Source organism: Mycobacterium sp. SMC-13, from assembly GCF_045311035.1.
GTDB lineage: Bacteria > Actinomycetota > Actinomycetes > Mycobacteriales > Mycobacteriaceae > Mycobacterium.
Genome location: NZ_JBJIAI010000014.1, coordinates 30,343 through 49,192 on the forward strand (window position 1 = coordinate 30,343; position 18,850 = coordinate 49,192).

Here is an 18,850-nt window from a genome sequence, read left to right on the forward strand (position 1 = left end):
GCGTCCCGTCCGAGTTCACAGAGGCGGCTTCGCCCATGTGAGATACCGGTCACGATCGTGATCCGATGTGGTCTCGGTCACGACGCGAAAATCGCGCCTGAGCATGACTAATCGGAATATATCTGGCTGGTCCGCCTGGTCTTCCAGGGTTGCGTCGGAGGCTCGCCCGGCGGTGTAAATGGGTTTGCCGACTGGCCATTTGCCCGGAAGGTTAGCGGGGCTATGAACGGCGCTTTACCGGCTAATACGCAAACCAGCTTGGTGTGGCCTGTGAGCCGCATGCCGTCGCTATCGATTCGTTACGACTTCGTCAAAAACTCTGGATTAACTCGGTTACTCGTCGGTAAATTACCGGCCAGTAAGCAAGCCGACCCCCGAGGAGTCACTTCATGAATGTTGCGGTTCGTCGCCATACCAAGGCGGGTATCTGCGCAGCGACCACGGCGGCCATCGTGGTCAGCCCGCTGTTGCCGTCAGTGCCCGCCGCCGCGCATCTGCCGGCGCTGCCGTCGGTCAGCACCGCCGCGGTGCAGCTGACCGCGGCATACAACCCGCTGCAGCCATGGCTCGACGCGTTCAACACCGCATCGGCCAACGCGGGGCGCATCGGTGAGGCCTTCTCCGAGGCGCCGGCCGTGTTGTTGCAGCAGTTCCTGGCGAACCAGATCAGCCATGTCGGGGCCATCCTGCAAAATCCCGGCAACATCGGCGCGGTGATCCAGGATGTCGGGCAGAACGTGAAGTCGGCGATCACCGCAGCCACGCTGCTGGGGACCAAGCCGGAGGACTGGACCATCGCCGGCTCGAACGACGTGTGGCACGGCCTGGTCGCGCAGATGCTCCCCAACATGCTCCCGACGGCGGGCAACCCGCAGGCATCCGCGATCGTCACGCAGGTGGTCAACGTGCTGGCATCACCGCTCAGCGGCGTGCTGATGGGTTTGGTGGGTCCCGGCATCAGCCCCGTCGTGGCGCTCGTCAACAGCATCACCAAGATCGCGACCTCGCTCGCCGCGGGTGACGCGATGACCGCAGCCCAAGCCGCCATCAACATCCCCGCGGCCATGGTGAACGGCTTCCTCAACGGAGCCAACCTGAACCTGGATGTGCTGGCGCCGCTGATCACCAAGACCATGCCGGCCGGCAACGAGCTGCAGAAGCTCAACATCCAGTTCGGTGGGCTGTTCACCGCTGGTGTGACGGGCATGGACATGACCGGCATCGGTGGCTCGATCCTGAACTCCCTCGGCCTCACCGCCGTCACGTCGCTTGCCCCGAACGACCCGTTGACCATCGCCGGCCAGGGCATCGGACCGATCGGTGCGCTGGTGAACCTCAGCCACCTGCTGGCCAAGGCCATCGGTTGGAGCGGTACCGGTAATCCGTTGGCCCCCAAGGCTGCTGCTGATCCGGCTGCCGCCACCCAGGTATCGGTGACCAAGGCGGCCACCGACAACTCGATCACCTCGATCCCGCAGCCTGCGTTGGCGGTGACTCCGGTGAAGGCCACCGCGGCCCAGGCTCCGCAGACGGTCGAGAAGCCTGCCGCGCCGGCCAAGTCGGAGACGCCGGCGACCCCGGCAACTCCGGCCACGCCCGCGACCCCGGCGACCCCCGCCACTCCGGCGACCCCGGCAACTTCGGAGACGCCCGCGAACCCGGCAACTCCGGCCACGCCCGCCACCCCGGCGACGCCTGCCTCTCCGGCGAAGTCCGACAACCAGAAGTCGGATGACCAGAAGGCGGACTCGACCAAGTCGGACACGAAGTCGGACACCACCAAGTCCGAGACCAAGAAGTCCGATGCGAAGAAGCCGAGCAAGCAGAAGTCGGAGAAGCCGAAGCCTGCGAAGAAGCCGGCGAAACCCGCTGCTGGCCAAGGTGGTTCGGCCAACGGCGCCGACGGCTCGCACGCTTCGGCCGCCTCGAGCAAGTAGTCAGCAGCAAGTAGTCGCAGTCAGTGGGCCTCCCTGCTCGGGGGAGGCCCACTGATTCCCGTCGGACCTTCCGTCCGATCAACCGAGCTCTTTTGTCCTGCCCAAATCAGCCCAATCAACTCGTCAAGAGGAGTCTTTCTCATGGATTCAGCGGTCCGTCGCCATACCAAGGCGGGTATCTGCGCAGCGACCACGGCGGCCATCGTGGCCGGCCCACTGCTCACGTCGGCACCCGCCTCCGTCAAGCTTCCGGCGCTGCCGTCGGTCAGCACCGCCGCCGTGCAACTGACTGCGGCGTACAACCCGCTGCAGCCGTGGCAGGACGCGTTCAAGACCGCCGCGGCGAATGCCGGGCGCATCGGCGAGGCCTTCTCCGAGGCGCCGGCGGTGCTGCTGCAGCAGTTCCTGGCGAACCAGATCGACCATGTCGGGGCCATCCTGCAGAATCCCGGCAACATCGGCACGGTTTTGGGCGAGATCGGGCACAACGTGCAGTCGGCGATCACCGCCGCGACGTTGCTGGGCACCGACCCCGGCAACAACTCGCAGTCCGTCGACTCGAACGATGGCTTCCACTTCATCCTGCTTCAGGTGATTCCGAAGCTGCTTCCGACGGCCTCGAACGCCATGGCCAACCGGGTCGTGCAGGAAGTGTTCAACTTCCTGGCATCGCCTCTGAGCGGGGTCCTGATCGGCCTGGCAGGACCGGCGATCAGCCCGGCGGTGGCGCTGGCGAACAGTCTCACCAGCATCGGTGCGTCCCTGTCGCAAGGCGACGCGGCGAAAGCGCTGCAGACCGTCATCAACATCCCGGCTGCCATGGTGGACGGCGTCCTCAACGGCGCCAACCTCAACTTGGACCTCGTGGCCAAGCTGATCAACAAGACCATTCCCCTCAGCGACAATGCCGTCGTCAAGGCGCTCAACATCCAGTTCGGCGGACTGTTCACCGCCGGATCGACGGGCTGGGATCAGATGGGCCTCGGTGGTTCGATCCTGAACTCACTCGGGCAGACCGTCTATGCCGACATCATCGGGACGGACCTGCAGATCGACGGTCTGGGCATCGGGCCCATCGGCGCCATGGTGTCGCTCGGCCGCATCCTCGCCAAGGCCATCGGCTGGAGCGGCACGGGTAATCCGCTGGCGCCCAAGACCGCCGCCGATCCGGCTGCTGCCACGCAGGTGTCGGTGACCAAGGCGGCGACGGACAACTCGATCACCTCGATCCCGCAGTCCACGTTGGCGGTGACGCAGGTGAAGGCGACCGCGGCGGAGGCTCCGGAAGCGCCCGCGAAGCCTGCTGCTCCGGCCAAGACCGAGACCCCCGGCCACCTCGGCTACACCCGCAACTCCGGCGACCTCGGCAACTCCGGCCACCCCCGCCACGTCGGAGACGCCGGCGACCCCGGCCACGCCGGCGACCCCGGCGACGCCCGCCACTCCGGCGACCCCGACGAAGGCCGACAACCAGAAGTCGGATGACACCAAGCCGGATACCACCAAGTCGGAGACGAAGACGTCCGAGACCAAGTCCGACACAACGAAGTCCGAGACCACCAAGTCGGAGACCAAGAAGTCCGAGTCGAAGAAGCCGGGCAAGCAGAAGTCGGAGAAGGCCGAGAAGCCGAAGCCTGTGAAGAAGTCGGCACCGGCGAAATCCACTGCAGCTCAGGGTGGTTCGGCCCACAGTGGAGCCGACGCGCACTAGCTGGTACCTGCCGAGGCCACGGTTTCCCGGGCGCCGACGATGTCGCGCGGGAAACCGTGGCCGCGGCGTTACAGGAGCACGTACCGCGACCGGTGATGCAGCCGGAAACCCATCGACTCGGCCAGCGCGATCGCCGGCGCGTTGTCGTCGGGAACCCGGACGTAGGCGTGCGTCGCGCCGCGGCCGGCGGCCCAGGCCACCAGCTCGGCACAGACGGCCCGGCCGAGTCCACGCCGGCGTTGCGGCTCGAGCACCGCGACGTCCGACAGCCCGGCCCACACCCTGCCGCCGGGCGCCGTGGTCACGGCGACCCGCCCGACCGCCGCGTCGGCCACCGTGGCGAATGCCACGTCTCCGTCGACGACGGTGCTGAGCAGCTCGACGGGCACGTCCTGTGCGTGAATCTCCAACCATCGGGCATCCGGATGCGAGGGCAATTCGGCATGGGTGGTGCCCGACAGTTCCATGGTGAGCACGCGATTCGGCTCGACGCCTTCGGAACGGACCGGCAGCAGCCGCTCCGGCAGCGCCACCCACGGTTGCAGTCCGTGTTCGGCGTACCAGTCGGCGATCGTCGGCAGGGTCGTCAAGTCCGACGAAAAGAGCAGCGGCGCAGCCGAGTTGGTGCGCTTGTCCGTCCCGCCGGCGCGCAGCAACCAGCCGCCGGCCCAGTGCCGTTCGGTACCCGGCCAGGCCAGGGCGGCCGCGTGCTCGACCGCACGTATCTCTGAATTGCGCACCGGGGCGTGCGACAACTCGCGCACCGACATCACCGCGTCGGGGCTGATCTCGACGCGCTCACCCGATTTGGTGCGCACCACCACAGCCGGGGTGAGCGCCTCGAGGTGCCCGACGACGTCGGTGAAGGCCTCAGATTCGAGGCCGGCCTCTTGCTCGGACAATCGGTAGCGCAACGAGACGCGGCTACCGACCGAAGGCATCAGTGCCCGAACGGGTCGTCGACCTCGCCCGGCATCCAGCTCAGCCCCGGCACGCCCCACTTGTTCGACTTGACCATCCGCTTGGCGGCCCGCGCGTTGCGGCCGATCAGGCAGTCGAGGTACAGGAAGCCGTCGAGGTGACCGGTCTCGTGCTGCAGCATCCGGGCGAACAGGCCGGTGCCCTCCAGCTCGACGGGCTTGCCGTCGGCGTCCAGACCGGTGACCTTGGCCCACGTGGCGCGGCCGGTCGGGAACGACTCGCCGGGGACCGACAGGCAGCCCTCGTCGTCGTAGTCCGGGTCGGGCATGGTCTCGGGGATCTCCGAGGTCTCCAGGACCGGGTTGATCACGACGCCGCGACGCCGCGCGGTCTGGCCGCGGTCATCGGCGCAGTCGTAGACGAACAGCCGCAGCCCGACGCCGATCTGATTGGCGGCCAGGCCCACGCCGTTGGCCTTGTCCATCGTTTCGTACATGTCATCGATCAGCGCGGCGAGATCGGAAGGGAGGGAGCCGTCGGCGCCGACGGCCACCGGAGTGGTCGCGGTGTGCAGAACAGGGTCACCGACGATGCAGATTGGACGGACAGCCATGACGAGCAATCTTAATGATCCGACTCGCGGGTAACGATCACGGCTCAATACCGTCGGCCGTGGTTGAATGTTCGCCGAACCACTTGCAGCGTCCCAGATCCGTTGTGACGCACGAAACAGGCTGGCATATACCGAGATCAGAGAAAGGGTCCAGGGGCGAAATGGACGGCGCTATGGCGCGTACTGAGCGATCCGGGGACGACTCTGAGCTCGCTGACGGGTTGACCCGTCGCGAACACGACATTCTTGGTTTCGAACGTCAGTGGTGGAAATTCGCGGGTTCCAAAGAGGACGCCATCAAGGAACTGTTCTCGATGTCGGCGACCCGGTACTACCAGGTGCTCAACGCCCTGGTCGACCGGCCTGAGGCGCTGGCCGCGGACCCGATGCTGGTCAAGCGACTGCGCCGGCAGCGCGCCAGCCGACAGAAGGCCAAGGCAGCGCGTCGTCTCGGTTTCGAAATCACCTAGCTTTTCTGCCCTGAGGGTCCGCCTCGATAAGGTGGGGAGCAATGAATCAGCGAGAGTCTTCCGGACTGCCCCTGCGCGCCATGGTCATGGTGCTGTTGTTCCTCGGTGTCGTGTTCCTGCTGGTGGCGTTCCAGTCGCTGAGTTCAGACAGCAGCTCCGACTCGAGCTCGTCGAGCAGCTCCGCCAGTGCGACATCCGCCACTGCCACCACGACGTCGACGACGCCGGCGCCTGCCAAGGCCGACGTCAAGGTGTTCAACATCTCTGAGGTGGCCGGCGCCGCGCAGACCGTCGCCAACAAGCTGCACGAGCAGCAGTGGAACGTGACCGAGACCGACAACCTCAGCGTCGACGCCCCGCCGGCCGCCACGACCGTGTATTTCGGTGAGGCCGCGGGAGAGAAGGAAGCCGCCGAAGCGGTCGGCAAAATCCTCGACGCGCCCGTCGAACCGCGCATCCCGGCGCTCAATGACAAGGGACCGGGCGTCATCGTTCTGGTGACCGGTTAGGCTCTCGGGCATGCCGATCTCAGCCCCGATTCGCTTCCTCGCCGCCGCTGCGGTCATCGCTCCTGTCGTCGCTGCATGTGCCCCTCCCGGACAGGTCCCCTCGTCCGTGCCCGGCACCACCCCCGCGGTGTGGACCGGCGTCGAGCACGCCCCGCAGGGCCACGGTGAAAAGGCCGGCGAGAAGGCGGCCCCGCAGGCCGCCCCGATCGGCGAGAAGCTGGTCACCGAGCTGAAGACCCCCGAGGGCACCACGGTCGCGACCGCCGAGTTCCTGTTCAACGGTGGGTTCGCCACGCTGACGGTCAAGACCACCTCCGGCGGCGTGCTGACGCCCGGATTCCACGGCCTGCACATCCACTCGGCCGGCAAGTGCGAGCCGAACTCGGTGGCGCCGACCGGTGGCGCCCCCGGCGACTTCCTGTCCGCCGGCGGACACTTCCAGGCTCCGGGCCACACCGGCTACCCGATGAGCGGTGATCTCGCCTCGCTGCAGGTCAAGGGCGACGGCACCGGCTCGCTGGTGACCACCACCGACGCCTTCACCGCCGAGCAGCTGCTCGCCGGCAACAAGACCGCGCTGATCATCCACGAGAAGGCCGACAACTTCGGCAACATCCCGGCTGACCGGTACCAGCAGATCCAGGGCGCCGCACCGGGGGCGGACGAGGCTTCGATGAACACCGGTGACTCCGGTAAGCGCGTGGCGTGCGGTGTCATCGCTGCCGGGTAGCGCGGACAGCCACACCCCACCGCGAATCGATTTCGCCGGGTCGCCACGGCCGACCCTCGGCGTCGAATGGGAGTTCGCCCTCGTCGATGCCCGCACACGCGACCTGAGCAACGAGGCCGCCGCGGTCATCGCCGAGATCGGCGAGACGCCGCATGTGCACAAGGAATTGCTGCGCAACACCGTTGAGGTGGTCACCGGTGTGTGCGACACCGCCGGCCAGGCCATGGACGATCTGCGGTCGACGCTCGGCCCGGTACGCCGGATCGTGCGCGACCGCGGCATGGAGCTGTTCTGCGCGGGCACTCACCCGTTCGCCGAGTGGGAGAGCCAGCAGCTCACCGAAGGGCAGCGCTACGCCGAACTGATCAAACGGACCCAGTGGTGGGGCCGGCAGATGCTGATCTGGGGCGTGCACGTACACGTCGGGATTTCCTCGGCGCACAAGGTGATGCCGATCATCACGTCGTTGCTCAACCAGTACCCGCATCTGCTGGCGCTGTCGGCGTCGTCGCCGTACTGGGACGGTGAGGACACCGGCTACGCCAGCAACCGGGCCATGATGTTCCAGCAGCTGCCGACCGCGGGCCTGCCATTCCACTTTCAGAAGTGGTCTCACTTCGAGCGCTTCGTCTACGACCAGCGCAAGACCGGCATCATCGACCACATGAACGAAATCCGTTGGGACATCCGGCCGTCGCCGCATCTGGGCACGATCGAGGTCCGGATTTTCGACGGCGTGTCCAACATCGCCGAACTCGGTGCGCTGGTCGCGCTGACGCACTGCCTGATCGTCGATCTGGACCGCCGGCTCGACGCCGGCGAGCAGCTGCCGACCATGCCGCCCTGGCATGTGCAGGAAAACAAGTGGCGCGCAGCGCGGTACGGACTGGACGCCGAGATCATCCTGGATGCCGACAGCAACGAGCGGTTGGTCACCGAAGATCTGGACGAGCTGCTGAACCGGTTGGAACCGGTTGCGGCATCACTGAATTGCGCCGACGAGTTGGCCCGGGTCGTCGACATCTACACCCTGGGCGGCTCGTATCAACGCCAGCGCCGGGTCGCCGAGGAAACCGACGGGGATCTGCTGGAAGTCGTGGACGCGTTGGTGTCGGAGCTGGTGTTGTAGCCGTGCCCATCACGCCGATGTTCCCGCTGGAGTCCGCGCTGCTGCCCGGCGACGAACTGCCGCTGCGGATCTTCGAGCCGCGGTACGGCGAACTGGTGCGGGACTGCATGGCCGCCCCGGAGCAGGTGTTCGGCGTGGTGCTGATCTCGGCCGGCCGTGAAGTCGGCGGCGGCGACGCCCGGTGCTCGGTCGGGGCGCTCGCCCAGATCGACCGGTGCCAGCCGCAGGGCGTCGGCCGGTACATGCTGAGCTGCAGCGTGACCGACCGCATCCGAATAGTGCAGTGGCACAACGACGATCCGTATCCGCGGGCCGAAATCGAGCGGTGGCCCGACGAGCCCGGGCCGGTGGTCCCGGAGGCGTCCATCGTGGCGGTCGAGGACCGGATCATCGCGCTGTTCGAACGCATCGCGTCGGCGCAGGGCGCACGCCTGCGGGACCGGGCCTCGATCCTGGCCAGGACCGTCAAACCCGATGTGGGACAACGCCTCTACGCGCTGGCCGCACTACTGCCGATCGGCCAGGCCGACAAGTACTCCGTGCTGGCCGCGCCGAATGCCGCGGCCCGGCTGGACGCGCTCGAAGAAGCGGTCGAGAGTCTCACCGCGATGGTGGAATTCCAGCTGTCCGAGGAGTAGCGGCGGCCGTTCCGTGCAGGCAGGGGGGTGCGGCACCGCTTATCCTTGACACAGCTTGTTGTGTTACGGGGAGGGTTCACGATGACGGGTTGGCAGGGGAGCGGTTACAACGGTCCCAACCCAGGTGGCGGCGCGGGTAGATCGTCGGACGAAGAAGAGACGGCGATTCACCAGACCACGCCGCCGGCCGCGCCCGGATGGCCCCCGCAGACGCCGCCACCGTTGAGCCAGCCGCCGGCAGGTGCGCCGCAGACACCGGCCTGGGGCCAGCCGGCCGCGCCGCAGACCGGCGGCTGGGGCCAGGCGCCGAGCGCACCCACCGGGGCGCCGCAGGGATGGGGGACCCCGCCGGCGGCACCAGGTGCCGGCCAGGGGTGGCCGGGAGCGCCGGCAGGCGGCTACGGCGCACAGCCGTTCGTCACCCCGCAGAAGAAGAACAAGGTGCCGCTGATCATCGCGGCCATTGTCGTGGTGCTCGTCGTGCTGGGTGGTGGCATCTACTACGTCTACGACTCGTTCGGTTCGGGCGACAGCGGCGGCTCAAGCTCCGCCAGCGAGGTGGTGAAGGGCTATCTGGAAGCGCTGTCGAACGGCAACGCCGACACGGCGCTGTCGTTCAGCAATGATCAGCCCGCCTCCAAGGAGTTCCTGTCCAGCGACGTGCTGAAGAAGCAGATCGCCGAATGGCCGATCAGCGACATCCGCATCCTGAACGAAGACAAGACCATGGAGTCGATCGGCCGCGCCGACGTCCACGTGGCGGCCAAGTTCGGCGACAAGAACTCCGACGCCACGATCCACGTCAAGAAGGAAGGCGGCAAGTGGCAGCTGGCCCACGCCGCCGTCAAGCTCGATCTGTCGTCGTTGAGCAGCACCGAGAACGCCGCCCGCAAGTCCATGACGGTGTTCGGCAAGGAGATCGCCGAGGAATCGGCGATCTACGTGTTCCCGGGCTTCCTCGAGCTCGGCAGCACCAGCCCGTACGTGTCGGTCACCGCCGCCAAGCCGCTGCTGCTCGACGCCGTCGAAGGGTATTCGTCGAGCGCCTACCTGCAGCCGAAGTTCGCGCTCAACGATTCGGGCACCAAGACCATCGCCAAGCTGCTGGACGCGGCGTACGGCAGCTGCTCGTCGTCGCGCTCACTGGTGCCGCCGGCGCCGTGCCCCGTGAAGATCAGCGACCGCGATCTGGTCGACGGCACCGTGACGTGGAGCCCGCCCGACATGAGTGCCGTCAAGGTCGGCGATCTGGACGAGTACCGCATGGAGGTCCGGATCAGCGGTGAGGTGCACTACGACGTGAGCGGGCAGGGCCGCAATGGCGGGACCAAGCGCGGCACGTTGACCTCGTACGTCACCGGGACCACCGCCGACGTCAGCGGCGAGCAGGTGAAGATCAAGTTCAACTGAGCTTGGTGGTGAACTGCGCCTGACAACCGGCGGTAGTTCAGATGGTCAACGTCAGGGGAGGGGCGGGGGCAGCATGCTGAGGCGTGTCCTGGTGGGCTTGTCGACAGTCTGCCTCGGCGTGGCCGTGGGCCTGTTGGTTTGGGCGGCTGGGCTATCGCTGTGGAGCTGGCTGGTGCCGGACCCCTCGCCTGGTTACGCGGCGTGGTCAGAGTCTGTGCGACAGGGCGACAACTCCTCGTATTGGGCGAGCATGTCCCCCAAAGCAGTTGCGTCATCGGTATGCGCCGTCGCAGTCATTCTTGTTGCCGCGCTGCTGCTCGTACGGTTCAAACGGGTGTCGCGGTACTGGGGATGGAGTGTGCTGGCGGCCGGTATCGCGTTGGTGTACTTACTGTTGGCTGGCTCTGGGATGGGGCAGTTTTTCGATTGGATGCAACGCCTCCCGGTGACACCCAAGCTGCCTACCGCGGTGAGCAGTTGGCAGCTGGCTGTGTCGGGCACCGTGGCTGCCGCCCTCGCCGCGCCCGCCGTCGCTCGGTGGGCACGGGGTGGTCGCTGGCTCGTCGGTATCGGATTGGTGATGGCCGTGGTGGTCGCCGGTGCCATGACAATGTCGGCGTTGCGAGCCGGTGACGACGGTCGGTTTGTCGAGGCCACCACCGCGACGCAGACGGCTGTGCCTACAAGTCCAGATCGTTTGGGACAAAAAGCTTTTACGATCCGCATTGCCGACGCCAACGGCACGTCGCGTCGTCGGAATTGGCGCGTTGAGTCAGGCGGGGCCGGATTCGTGACCTATGGCAAGGACGGCGTAACCGCGTACCGGTCCGACGGCGTCGAACGTTGGCATTATCGCCGCAGCGGACCTAGTACTCAGACTGTCGCGGACGTGGCTGTTTTCGATCAAGGAAGCACAGTCGTGGTCAGGCTGGGCGGCCGTCCGGACATGTTGATCGGACTGGACGCCATGACCGGCCAACAACTTTGGTGGTCGTCCGACCTTGGCCTGACGAAAGCATTTGGCTATCTGGACTACAACCGCAGAACGCCGCCGTTCCTGGTAGCGACCAACAAGGACGCCAGCGAGTGGACCCGCTACGACACCCGGACCGGGAAGCTGCTGTGGTCAATTCCGGCGCCGTCCACCGAATGCCGCGGTTGGTACGGCGGAAACCCCAGCCTGCCGGGTTCCGCATATCGGTGTGTGTCTGGTGACAAAGCCGATATTCGCTTCGTCTACGTCGATCCATCGAACGGCCAAATTCGCTGGAAAACAACGCTTTTAGCGGGCCTGCCATATTCGGGCCACGACCTCAACGCCATCCGTCCGGGCATCAGCCGGGCGGGCCGAGATGGATATGTGATGGGCGCCGACGTCGAATCCACTGGTGGCGTGGGTGCTTTCGTGAGTACGGCTGATCGGCGCGTTCTGGATTTTCACGGGCAAGTGCTTGTCTATCGGACTCGTGACGAGTCGGCGGATTTTCTCGCCACCGGACCTGAGCCAGCGGACGACTTCATGTTGAGGGGCCGAGACGGGCAAGCGCGATGTACCTTCGCGGACTACCCGATGACCGATCTGTTGGATGCGCGAGCGGTGATTCTCGGTGCTGAGGTGGTGTTCGCCAGAAGACAATTGACGGTCTTCAACCGCCAGGATTGCGTTCCCACCGGGACCGCACCCACGGCTGACGCGGAGGAGATTGTTGCAGCGCCGGGTGTCGTCCTCGCTGTACGTACGGACGACAGCGGAACGTACATCGACGGGTACCGCTGATCGGCTCAGACCAACTTGGCGTCGACGAACTCGCTGCCGATATCCGGCACCTCGCCGGCGACCTCGGGCTTGTAGCGGGCGGTGACCTCGGCGGACGTCTCGACCCTGGTCTGCCAGCCGTGGCGGGTCAGCCACTCGGCGACGTCCTCGCGCGGTTCGCTGTAGAACAGGTTGCTGACGTCGAAGATCGGCTGCCCGCTGTGTGCGGCTTCAGCCCGGATGGCCGCCATCCGCTCCTCGCGGATGCGCTGCTGCGCCTCACTGAAGTACCCGGCGCCGAAACCCTCGACCGCGACGCGGCTTCCGGGCGCGCTGAGCCCGTGGATGCGGTCGAACAAGAGGTCCTGGGCGTCGGCGGGCAGATAGGGCAGTAGCCCCTCGGCGAGCCAGGCCGTCGGCTTGGCGGGGTCGAACCCGTTCTGCCGCAACGCTTCCGGCCAGTCCTGGCGCAGGTCGATGGGCACGCCGACGTGCCGGGCGGCCGGCTGGATGTCGTGGGCCGCCAGCGTTTCCTCCTTGAACGCCAGCACTTTCGGCTGGTCGATCTCGAAAACCACGGTGCCATCCGGCCAGGGCAGTCGCCAGGCCCGCGCATCCAGTCCCGCGGCCAGGATCACCACCTGGCGGATGCCCGCGGCACCGGCCGCCGCGAAGAACTCGTCGAACCATTTGGTGCGCGCTGCGGCGTACGCCCACACCATGCGAATGCGCTGAGCCTGCACCGAACCGGGAGCGCCACCGGCGAACGGTGAAGACCAGCCGGCCGCGGTGGCGGCGTCGATGAACAGCTGTGCGTAAGGGTCGTCGAACAGTGGGTTCTCCGAAGCGGATTCGGCGGCCCGGGCCAGGGCCACACCCAGCGCGGTGGCACCCACGCTCTCGGTGATGTCCCAGGAATCGTCGTCAGTACGCGCCATTGTCGTCCAATTCGTCGCGGATCAGCAGGTCGTCGCGGAAACTCTGCTCACGATAAGCCAGCTGGCCCACGCGGTTGGCCACCACCGGCGCGGTGATCAGGGTGAACAAGCCGGCCAGGATCAGCATGCCGACATCGGCCTGCCCGCGCAGCCGCAGTGCGGCGCCCGTCAGCACCAGCAGCAGTCCGAGGACCTGGGGTTTGGACGCGGAGTGCATCCGCGTCAGGGTGTCGGGGAACCGCACGACGCCGATCGCTGCGGTCAGCGCGAGTGCCGAACCGAAGAGCACCAGGGCACCTGCGACAACATCGAAGATATTCATCGTGGCGGCTCGGCTTCGGGGTCGGTGGCGGTGTCGCGGACGCGGAACCGGGCCACGCTGACCGACCCGACGAAGGTGATCAGCGCGAGGGCCGTCAGGCTGTAGGTGGCCGTGGTGTCGAGGCTGTACGCCGCCCACGTGCCGATTCCGCACATGGTGACGGCGACGAAGGTGTCCAGCGCGACCAGCCGGTCCAGGGTGCCGGGACCGGCCAGCAGCCGGAACACCGTGATGGCAGCGGCCGCGACCAGCATCACGGCGGCGATGATCCACACTGTGCTCATGCCGGGTCCACTTCCACTGGCTGCCAATGGGATTCCCGTTCGAACGAGGCGATCATCAGCCGCTCCACTTCCGCGATCTGGCGGTAGAACTGCTGCACCGCACGTTCGGAACCCACGTCGAGCACGTGGACGTAGATCATCCGGCGGTCCTGATCGATCTCCAGGACGATCGAGCCGGGGATCAGGTTGATCACGTTGACCGCCACGGCGAGCACGAGGTCCGACTTCAGCGCGAGCCGGGCCCGCAGCACTGCGGTCAGCGGCGGGGGACCGGGCCTGATCGCCAGCCACGCGACCTGTACCGAGGACAGCACCAGATAGTAGGCGACCTTGAGCACCAGCCACGTCAGCGACAGCGGATGCAGCCGCCCCGCCACCGGAACCTGCGGCAACGGCAGCAGCACCGTGATCAGCACGCCGACGGCGAGCCCGCCGAGGATGTTGGCAACGGAGATGTTGCCCCACAACAGAATCCACACGGCCATCAGCCAGACCAGGATGCCCACGCGCGGTAACCACTGCCTCATGGCGTCAACACCGCCGAGATGTACTGGCCGCGGTCGGTGACCTGGTCGGCGGCGCGTTCCGCGAACCCGAAGATGGGCCCCGCGAACACCGTCAGGGCGAGCCCCACCGCGATGAGAACCGCGGTCGGAGCCAGCATGCTGACGGGCATCCGGCCGACATCCGGCCGGTCGTCGACCGCCACATTCGCGACCGGTTCCAACAGGCCGGCCGGGGCCGCCGTGGACAGCATGCCCTCCGGCGCGTCGGCGCGGGCGCGCCAGAACGCGAGGGTCCACACGCGCGCCATCACGTACAGCGTCAGCAGGCTGGTGACGACCGAACCGGCGACCAGCGCCCATGCCAGGACCGACGCGCTCGTCGCTCCCGCCTGCAGCAACGCCACCTTGCCGATGAAGCCCGAGAACGGCGGAATGCCACCGAGATTCAGGGCCGGGATGATGAACACGAACGCCAGCAGCGGGCTGGCTGCCGCGAGTCCGCCGAGGCGCTGCAGCGTGGACGCCCCGGCCTGCCGCTCGATCAGTCCCACCACGAGGAAGAGCGTGGTCTGCACGACGATGTGGTGGGCGACGTAGTAGATGGCGCCGGCCATGCCGATCCGGTTGGACACCGCGATGCCGAACACCAGGTAACCGATATGGCTGACCAGGGTGAAGGACAGCAGCCGCTTGATGTCGCTCTGGGCCATGGCGCCGAAGATGCCGATCAACATGGTCAACAGCGCCGCGACCATGAGCACGCCGTCCAGTGCGCCGCCCGGGAACAGCAGGGTGTGGGCCCGGATGATCGCGTACACACCGACTTTGGTCAGAAGGCCGGCGAACACCGCGGTGACCGGCGCCGGGGCGGTGGGGTAGGAGTCGGGCAGCCATGCCGACAGCGGGAACACCGCCGCCTTGATGCCGAACGCCACCAGCAGCACCGCGAACAGCGCCGCGCGGGTGCCCGGCGTGATGCCGTCGAGCCGGTTCGCCAGCTCGGCCAGGTTCAGGGTGCCGGTGGCCGCGTAGATCAGGGCGATGCCGATCAAGAAGATCACCGACGACACCATCGACACCATGACGTAGCCGATGCCGGCGCGGACCCGCTCCTCGCTGGCGCCGACGGTCAGCAGCACGAAGCTGGCGGCCAGCAGCACTTCGAAGCCGACGAACAGGTTGAACAGATCGCCCGCGAGGAAGGCGATGCACACGCCCGCCGACAGCACCAGGTAGGTCGGCAGGAAAATCGACACCGGCTGTTCGTCACCGCCGTCGCGGATCCCCTGCCCGATGGCGTACCAGACGACCGCCAGCAGCACGATCGAGGACACCACCAGCATCAGGGCCGAAAGCCGGTCGACGACAAGGACAATGCCGAGCGGTCCCATCCCGGGCTCGGTCTGGCCCCAGCCGCCGACGTGGACGGCGACGGTGCCGCTGTGGTCGACGACGTAGACCAGCGCCGCGCAGACCGCCGTCACCGCGGCGAGCGCCACGACCGCGATGATCTGCTGCAGCCGCGGCCGGCGACCCGCGAACAACGTCGTGGCGGCACCGAGGATCGGGATCAGCACGGGCAGCGGCGCCAGCACCGCACCCGCCGTCACGCCTGCTCCACCGGGTCGGCGGGCAGCGCGTCGAGTTCCGCGGGTGCGTCGGCGTCGGTGACGACGGCGGGCTTGCCGCGGTCCTCCTCGACCGCCGGGGTGTCGGTGGACGACAGCTGCACCACGCGGCTGTCCTCGGGGTCGTTGCCCACCTCTTCGACCGTGGTCAGGCGGTAGGCCCGATAGATGAGCGCCAGCACGAACGCGGCGACGCCCATCGTGATGACGATGGAAGTCAGCACCATGCCCTGCGCCAGCGGATCGGCGATCCCCGTCCGACCGTGGCTGGTGCGGCCGCGCACCGGCGGATTACCGGAGTCGCCACCCATCACCAGGATCAGCAGGTTCACCGCGTTGCCGATCAGCAACAGGCCCAACAGCATTCGGGTCAGGTTGCGCTCCAGCAGCAGGTACACACCGGTGCCGGTGAGACCGCCGATGAGCACGAGCGGTACGAGATAGGTCGTCATCGGGCGGCCGCCTCACGTGGTGCGTACAACTCTTCGTCGACCTTCGCTCCCAGGCTGCGCAGGATGTCCAGCACCAGGCCCACGACGATGAGGTACACGCCGAGGTCGAAGAACAGCGCCGTCACCACCTTCACCGAACCCAGCAGGGGCAGCGTGAATTTCACGACCGCGCTGGACAGCACCGGCGCACCGAGCAGCAGCGAGGCCGTCGCCGTCCCGGCGGACAGGGTCAGGCCGGCGCCCAGAATCTTCCCGGCGTCCAGCGGCAGCGTCTCGCCCAATTCGTAACGGCCGCCGGCCAGGTACCGCAGTACCAGCGCCAGACCGGCCGTCAGGCCGCCGGCGAAACCGCCGCCGGGCGTGTTGTGCCCGGCGAAGAAGAAGTACACCGACAGCACCATGATGAGCGGGAAGATCATGCGGGTCGCGACTTCGAGCACCAGGGACCGGTGCCGCGGATCGCGCAGGTCGCTGCCGCGCAGCCAGGTGATGTCGGGTGTCGGCCGGTGATCCTTCGGTACCCGGGGTGCCGAACCGAAACGCCTGTGCCGGAACACCATTGATGCGACGCCCGTCGCGGCGACCAGCAGCACCGAGATTTCGCCGAGGGTGTCCCAGGCCCGGATGTCCACGAGTAGCACGTTGACGGTGTTGGCGCCGTGCCCGCGGTAGTACGCGGCGTCGGGCAGCAGTTCGGCCAGCGGCCGGGTGTGGCGGGCGGCCATGGCGTAGACCGCCAGCGCCGTCACCGACGCGCCGACAGCGGTGGCCAGCAGCGCGCGGGGAAGGCGATGCCGCTTCATATGGGCGGCGTCGGATTCGGCGGGCAGGGTGCGCAGCACCAGCAGGAAGACCACCAAAGTCAGTGTCTCGACCAGGAATTGGGTCAACGCCAGGTCCGGTGCCCCGTAGAAGATGTAGAGCGTGCCGCAGCCGTAACCGGTGACGCCGACGACCAGCACGGCCGCCAGACGGTTGCGCATCACCGTCGCGCTGACTGCCGCCGCCAGCACGATGAGGCCGACGACCACCTGCAGCGGCGAATTCCACAATTTCAGGTCGGGCTGGTCCCGCGGGCCCAGCAACAGCACCGCGATGGGCAGCACGGTCAGGGTGGACAGGATCATCGCCTGCGTCGTCGGGATCGAACCGCGCTGGGTGAACGCCGTCAACCGCACGGCGAAGCGGTCCGCGCCGCGGATGGCCGCGTCGTACATCCGATCGGCGTTGCCCAGCGGTAGATAGGGCACCCGGATGCGCTCGAGGCGATGCCGCAGGACGAACGCCGCCGCGCCGGCAGCGACGATCACGGCCGACAGCAGCAGCGGCATGTTGACGCCGTGCCACAGCGCCAGGTGGTACCCGGTACTGCCCGGCATGGTCGCGGTGTAGTCGGCGATGGCGTGATCGAGGGCGTTCGGCAGCAACCCGAAGCCGAGGCCGGCGACGGCCAGGAAGCCCGGTGGCACCAGGAAACCGACGGTGGGCCGGTGCATCTCGGCGACGCGAATCGTGGGCTCGTCCTTGCCTTTACGCGCGAACGCCCCGTACAGGAACCGCAGGCTGTAGATCATGGTGAAGACCGATCCGAACGCCACCGTCGCCAGCACCAACGGGGCGGAGGCCCCCAACGTCGGGCTGTGCCACAGGGTTTCGAAATCGGCTTCCTTCGCGACGAAGCCGAGGAAGGGCGGCAGCCCGGCCATGCTGGCGGCCGCGGCGACGGCGATGCCCAGCAGCACGGGACTGCGTTGGCCGAGCCAGGCCAGCTTCCGGATGTCACGGGTGCCGGTGGCGTGGTCGATGATCCCGACGACCATGAACAGTGCGGCCTTGAACATGGCATGCGCGCACAGCATGGCGAGGCCGGCGAGCATCAGATCGCCACCGCCGGCGCCGACCATCACCGTGATCAACCCGAGTTGGCTCACCGTGCCGAAGGCCAGGATCAGCTTGAGGTCGTACTCGCGGACGGCGCGCCAACCCGCCAGCAGCAGCGTGACCAGACCCAGCGTCACGACCGTCGGCCGCCACGGCTGATGGTCGGCGAAACCGGGCGTCATGCGGGCGATGAGGTACACGCCCGCTTTCACCATGGCCGCCGCGTGCAGATAGGCGCTCACGGGCGTCGGCGCTGCCATGGCGCCCGGCAGCCAGAAATGCATCGGGACGATGGCCGACTTGGACAGCGCACCGATCAGCACCAGCACGACGGCCACCGACGACGTGGTGCCCGTCGGCGCGTTGGCGACGAGGTCCGACAGCCGGTAGGTGCCGGCGAGCGTGCCCAGCATGATGATGCCCGTCAGCATCGCCAGGCCGCCGAACGTGGTGACCAGCAGTGCCTGGGTGGCCGCGCGCCGGCTGGCGACGCGTTCGGCGTAGTGGCCGACGAGCAGGAACGACAGGATGGTCGTCAGCTCCCAGAACAGATACAGCAGCAGCGTGTTGTCGCTGCAGACCAGTCCGAACATGGCGCCCGAGAACGCCACGAGTTCGGCGGCGAAGCTGGGCAGCCGGTTCTCGGTGTGCCCGTCCGCGTGGTGGAAGTACTCGGCGCAGTACAGGAGCACGAGCGTGCCGACCCCCAGCACCAACACCGACATGATCGCCGACAGCGAATCCAGCCGCAGCGTGATGTCCATGGACAGCTGCGGCACCCAGTCGATGTGCACCGTCTGCTCGCCGGTGCCGGGCCAGTTCGAAGCCAGCCAGACCAGGGAGCCGGCGGGCGCCAGCGCGAGCGGATAGAAAGCCCGCCGTCCCCAGCGTCGTACCAACAGTGGAGCGAGCACAGTGGCGATCGCGTGAACGTACAGAACGGTGAGCATGGGCCTCCGGCGGGTGTCGGGGACGGTCCGCGGCCAGCTTACGGGGCGGCTGTGACTGCCGTGGT

Annotated in this window: 18 protein-coding genes; 9 read left to right on the forward strand and 9 right to left on the reverse strand. The window is 67.4% G+C overall.

What is annotated here, in order from left to right:
* The first annotated feature begins 389 nt into the window (after positions 1-389).
* Positions 390-1,937: an outer membrane porin GjpA gene (gjpA, locus tag ACJH6I_RS20200; RefSeq protein ID WP_061010394.1), complete on the forward strand. Its 1,548-nt coding sequence runs from the start codon at positions 390-392 to the stop codon at positions 1,935-1,937.
* Between the two features lie 141 nt (positions 1,938-2,078).
* The gene (gene gjpA, locus ACJH6I_RS20205; RefSeq protein ID WP_406784429.1) at positions 2,079-3,422 is read left to right on the forward strand and encodes an outer membrane porin GjpA; all 1,344 of its coding nucleotides are present in this window, start codon (positions 2,079-2,081) and stop codon (positions 3,420-3,422) included.
* 294 nt (positions 3,423-3,716) lie between these two features.
* Here the strand turns inward: gjpA (ACJH6I_RS20205) and ACJH6I_RS20210 are convergent, their stop codons facing one another.
* Both ACJH6I_RS20210 and ACJH6I_RS20215 read right to left on the reverse strand, forming a co-directional pair.
* Positions 3,717-4,589, reverse strand: a complete 873-nt coding sequence (locus tag ACJH6I_RS20210) for a GNAT family N-acetyltransferase (RefSeq protein ID WP_406784430.1) — start codon at positions 4,587-4,589, stop codon at positions 3,717-3,719.
* Positions 4,589-5,182 carry a peptide deformylase gene (locus tag ACJH6I_RS20215; protein WP_064860082.1) on the reverse strand — a complete coding sequence of 198 codons (594 nt, stop codon included), beginning with the start codon at positions 5,180-5,182 and terminating at the stop codon, positions 4,589-4,591. Before ACJH6I_RS20215 ends, ACJH6I_RS20210 begins: the two co-directional genes overlap by 1 nt.
* Before the next feature lie 161 nt (positions 5,183-5,343).
* Here ACJH6I_RS20215 and ACJH6I_RS20220 point away from each other — a divergent pair, with 161 nt between their 5' ends.
* The 7 genes from ACJH6I_RS20220 to ACJH6I_RS20250 all read left to right on the forward strand — a co-directional run bounded on the left by ACJH6I_RS20220 (position 5,344) and on the right by ACJH6I_RS20250 (position 11,845).
* Complete coding sequence (locus ACJH6I_RS20220; protein ID WP_029105136.1) at positions 5,344-5,652, forward strand: DUF3263 domain-containing protein; 309 nt, start codon at positions 5,344-5,346, stop codon at positions 5,650-5,652.
* Positions 5,653-5,693: 41 nt separating this feature from the next.
* Positions 5,694-6,161: a LytR C-terminal domain-containing protein gene (locus ACJH6I_RS20225; protein ID WP_064860083.1), complete on the forward strand. Its 468-nt coding sequence runs from the start codon at positions 5,694-5,696 to the stop codon at positions 6,159-6,161.
* 10 nt (positions 6,162-6,171) lie between these two features.
* Positions 6,172-6,891, forward strand: coding sequence for a superoxide dismutase[Cu-Zn] (gene sodC, locus ACJH6I_RS20230; protein WP_061001368.1), 720 nt, complete (start codon positions 6,172-6,174; stop codon positions 6,889-6,891).
* Positions 6,872-8,020 (forward strand): glutamate--cysteine ligase, encoded by a 1,149-nt coding sequence (locus tag ACJH6I_RS20235; protein ID WP_061001367.1) that lies wholly within the window; start codon positions 6,872-6,874, stop codon positions 8,018-8,020. The genes sodC and ACJH6I_RS20235 overlap by 20 nt, the downstream gene beginning before the upstream one ends.
* Before the next feature lie 2 nt (positions 8,021-8,022).
* The gene (locus ACJH6I_RS20240; RefSeq protein ID WP_061001366.1) at positions 8,023-8,658 is read left to right on the forward strand and encodes an LON peptidase substrate-binding domain-containing protein; all 636 of its coding nucleotides are present in this window, start codon (positions 8,023-8,025) and stop codon (positions 8,656-8,658) included.
* An 81-nt stretch (positions 8,659-8,739) separates the two neighbouring features.
* Positions 8,740-10,068, forward strand: a complete 1,329-nt coding sequence (locus ACJH6I_RS20245) for a proline-rich domain-containing protein (RefSeq protein ID WP_318986650.1) — start codon at positions 8,740-8,742, stop codon at positions 10,066-10,068.
* A gap of 250 nt (positions 10,069-10,318) precedes the next feature.
* On the forward strand, positions 10,319-11,845 hold the full coding sequence (locus ACJH6I_RS20250; RefSeq protein WP_318986649.1) for a PQQ-binding-like beta-propeller repeat protein: 1,527 nt from the start codon (positions 10,319-10,321) through the stop codon (positions 11,843-11,845).
* A 5-nt stretch (positions 11,846-11,850) separates the two neighbouring features.
* Here ACJH6I_RS20250 and ACJH6I_RS20255 read toward each other — a convergent pair whose 3' ends face one another.
* The 7 genes from ACJH6I_RS20255 to ACJH6I_RS20285 are packed head-to-tail and all read right to left on the reverse strand — an operon-like array spanning position 11,851 to position 18,785.
* Positions 11,851-12,762, reverse strand: a complete 912-nt coding sequence (locus ACJH6I_RS20255) for a class I SAM-dependent methyltransferase (protein WP_318986648.1) — start codon at positions 12,760-12,762, stop codon at positions 11,851-11,853.
* Positions 12,749-13,084: a monovalent cation/H(+) antiporter subunit G gene (gene mnhG / locus ACJH6I_RS20260; protein ID WP_318986647.1), complete on the reverse strand. Its 336-nt coding sequence runs from the start codon at positions 13,082-13,084 to the stop codon at positions 12,749-12,751. The genes ACJH6I_RS20255 and mnhG overlap by 14 nt, the downstream gene beginning before the upstream one ends.
* Positions 13,081-13,368, reverse strand: coding sequence for a monovalent cation/H+ antiporter complex subunit F (locus ACJH6I_RS20265; RefSeq protein WP_318986646.1), 288 nt, complete (start codon positions 13,366-13,368; stop codon positions 13,081-13,083). Before ACJH6I_RS20265 ends, mnhG begins: the two co-directional genes overlap by 4 nt.
* A complete protein-coding gene (locus ACJH6I_RS20270) occupies positions 13,365-13,895 on the reverse strand; it encodes a Na+/H+ antiporter subunit E (protein WP_318986645.1) in 531 nt (176 codons plus the stop codon). Before ACJH6I_RS20270 ends, ACJH6I_RS20265 begins: the two co-directional genes overlap by 4 nt.
* Positions 13,892-15,484: a Na+/H+ antiporter subunit D gene (locus tag ACJH6I_RS20275; protein WP_318986644.1), complete on the reverse strand. Its 1,593-nt coding sequence runs from the start codon at positions 15,482-15,484 to the stop codon at positions 13,892-13,894. Before ACJH6I_RS20275 ends, ACJH6I_RS20270 begins: the two co-directional genes overlap by 4 nt.
* A complete protein-coding gene (locus tag ACJH6I_RS20280) occupies positions 15,481-15,954 on the reverse strand; it encodes a Na(+)/H(+) antiporter subunit C (RefSeq protein WP_318986643.1) in 474 nt (157 codons plus the stop codon). Before ACJH6I_RS20280 ends, ACJH6I_RS20275 begins: the two co-directional genes overlap by 4 nt.
* A complete protein-coding gene (locus ACJH6I_RS20285) occupies positions 15,951-18,785 on the reverse strand; it encodes a Na+/H+ antiporter subunit A (RefSeq protein ID WP_318986642.1) in 2,835 nt (944 codons plus the stop codon). Before ACJH6I_RS20285 ends, ACJH6I_RS20280 begins: the two co-directional genes overlap by 4 nt.
* Between the last annotated feature and the right edge of the window lie 65 nt (positions 18,786-18,850).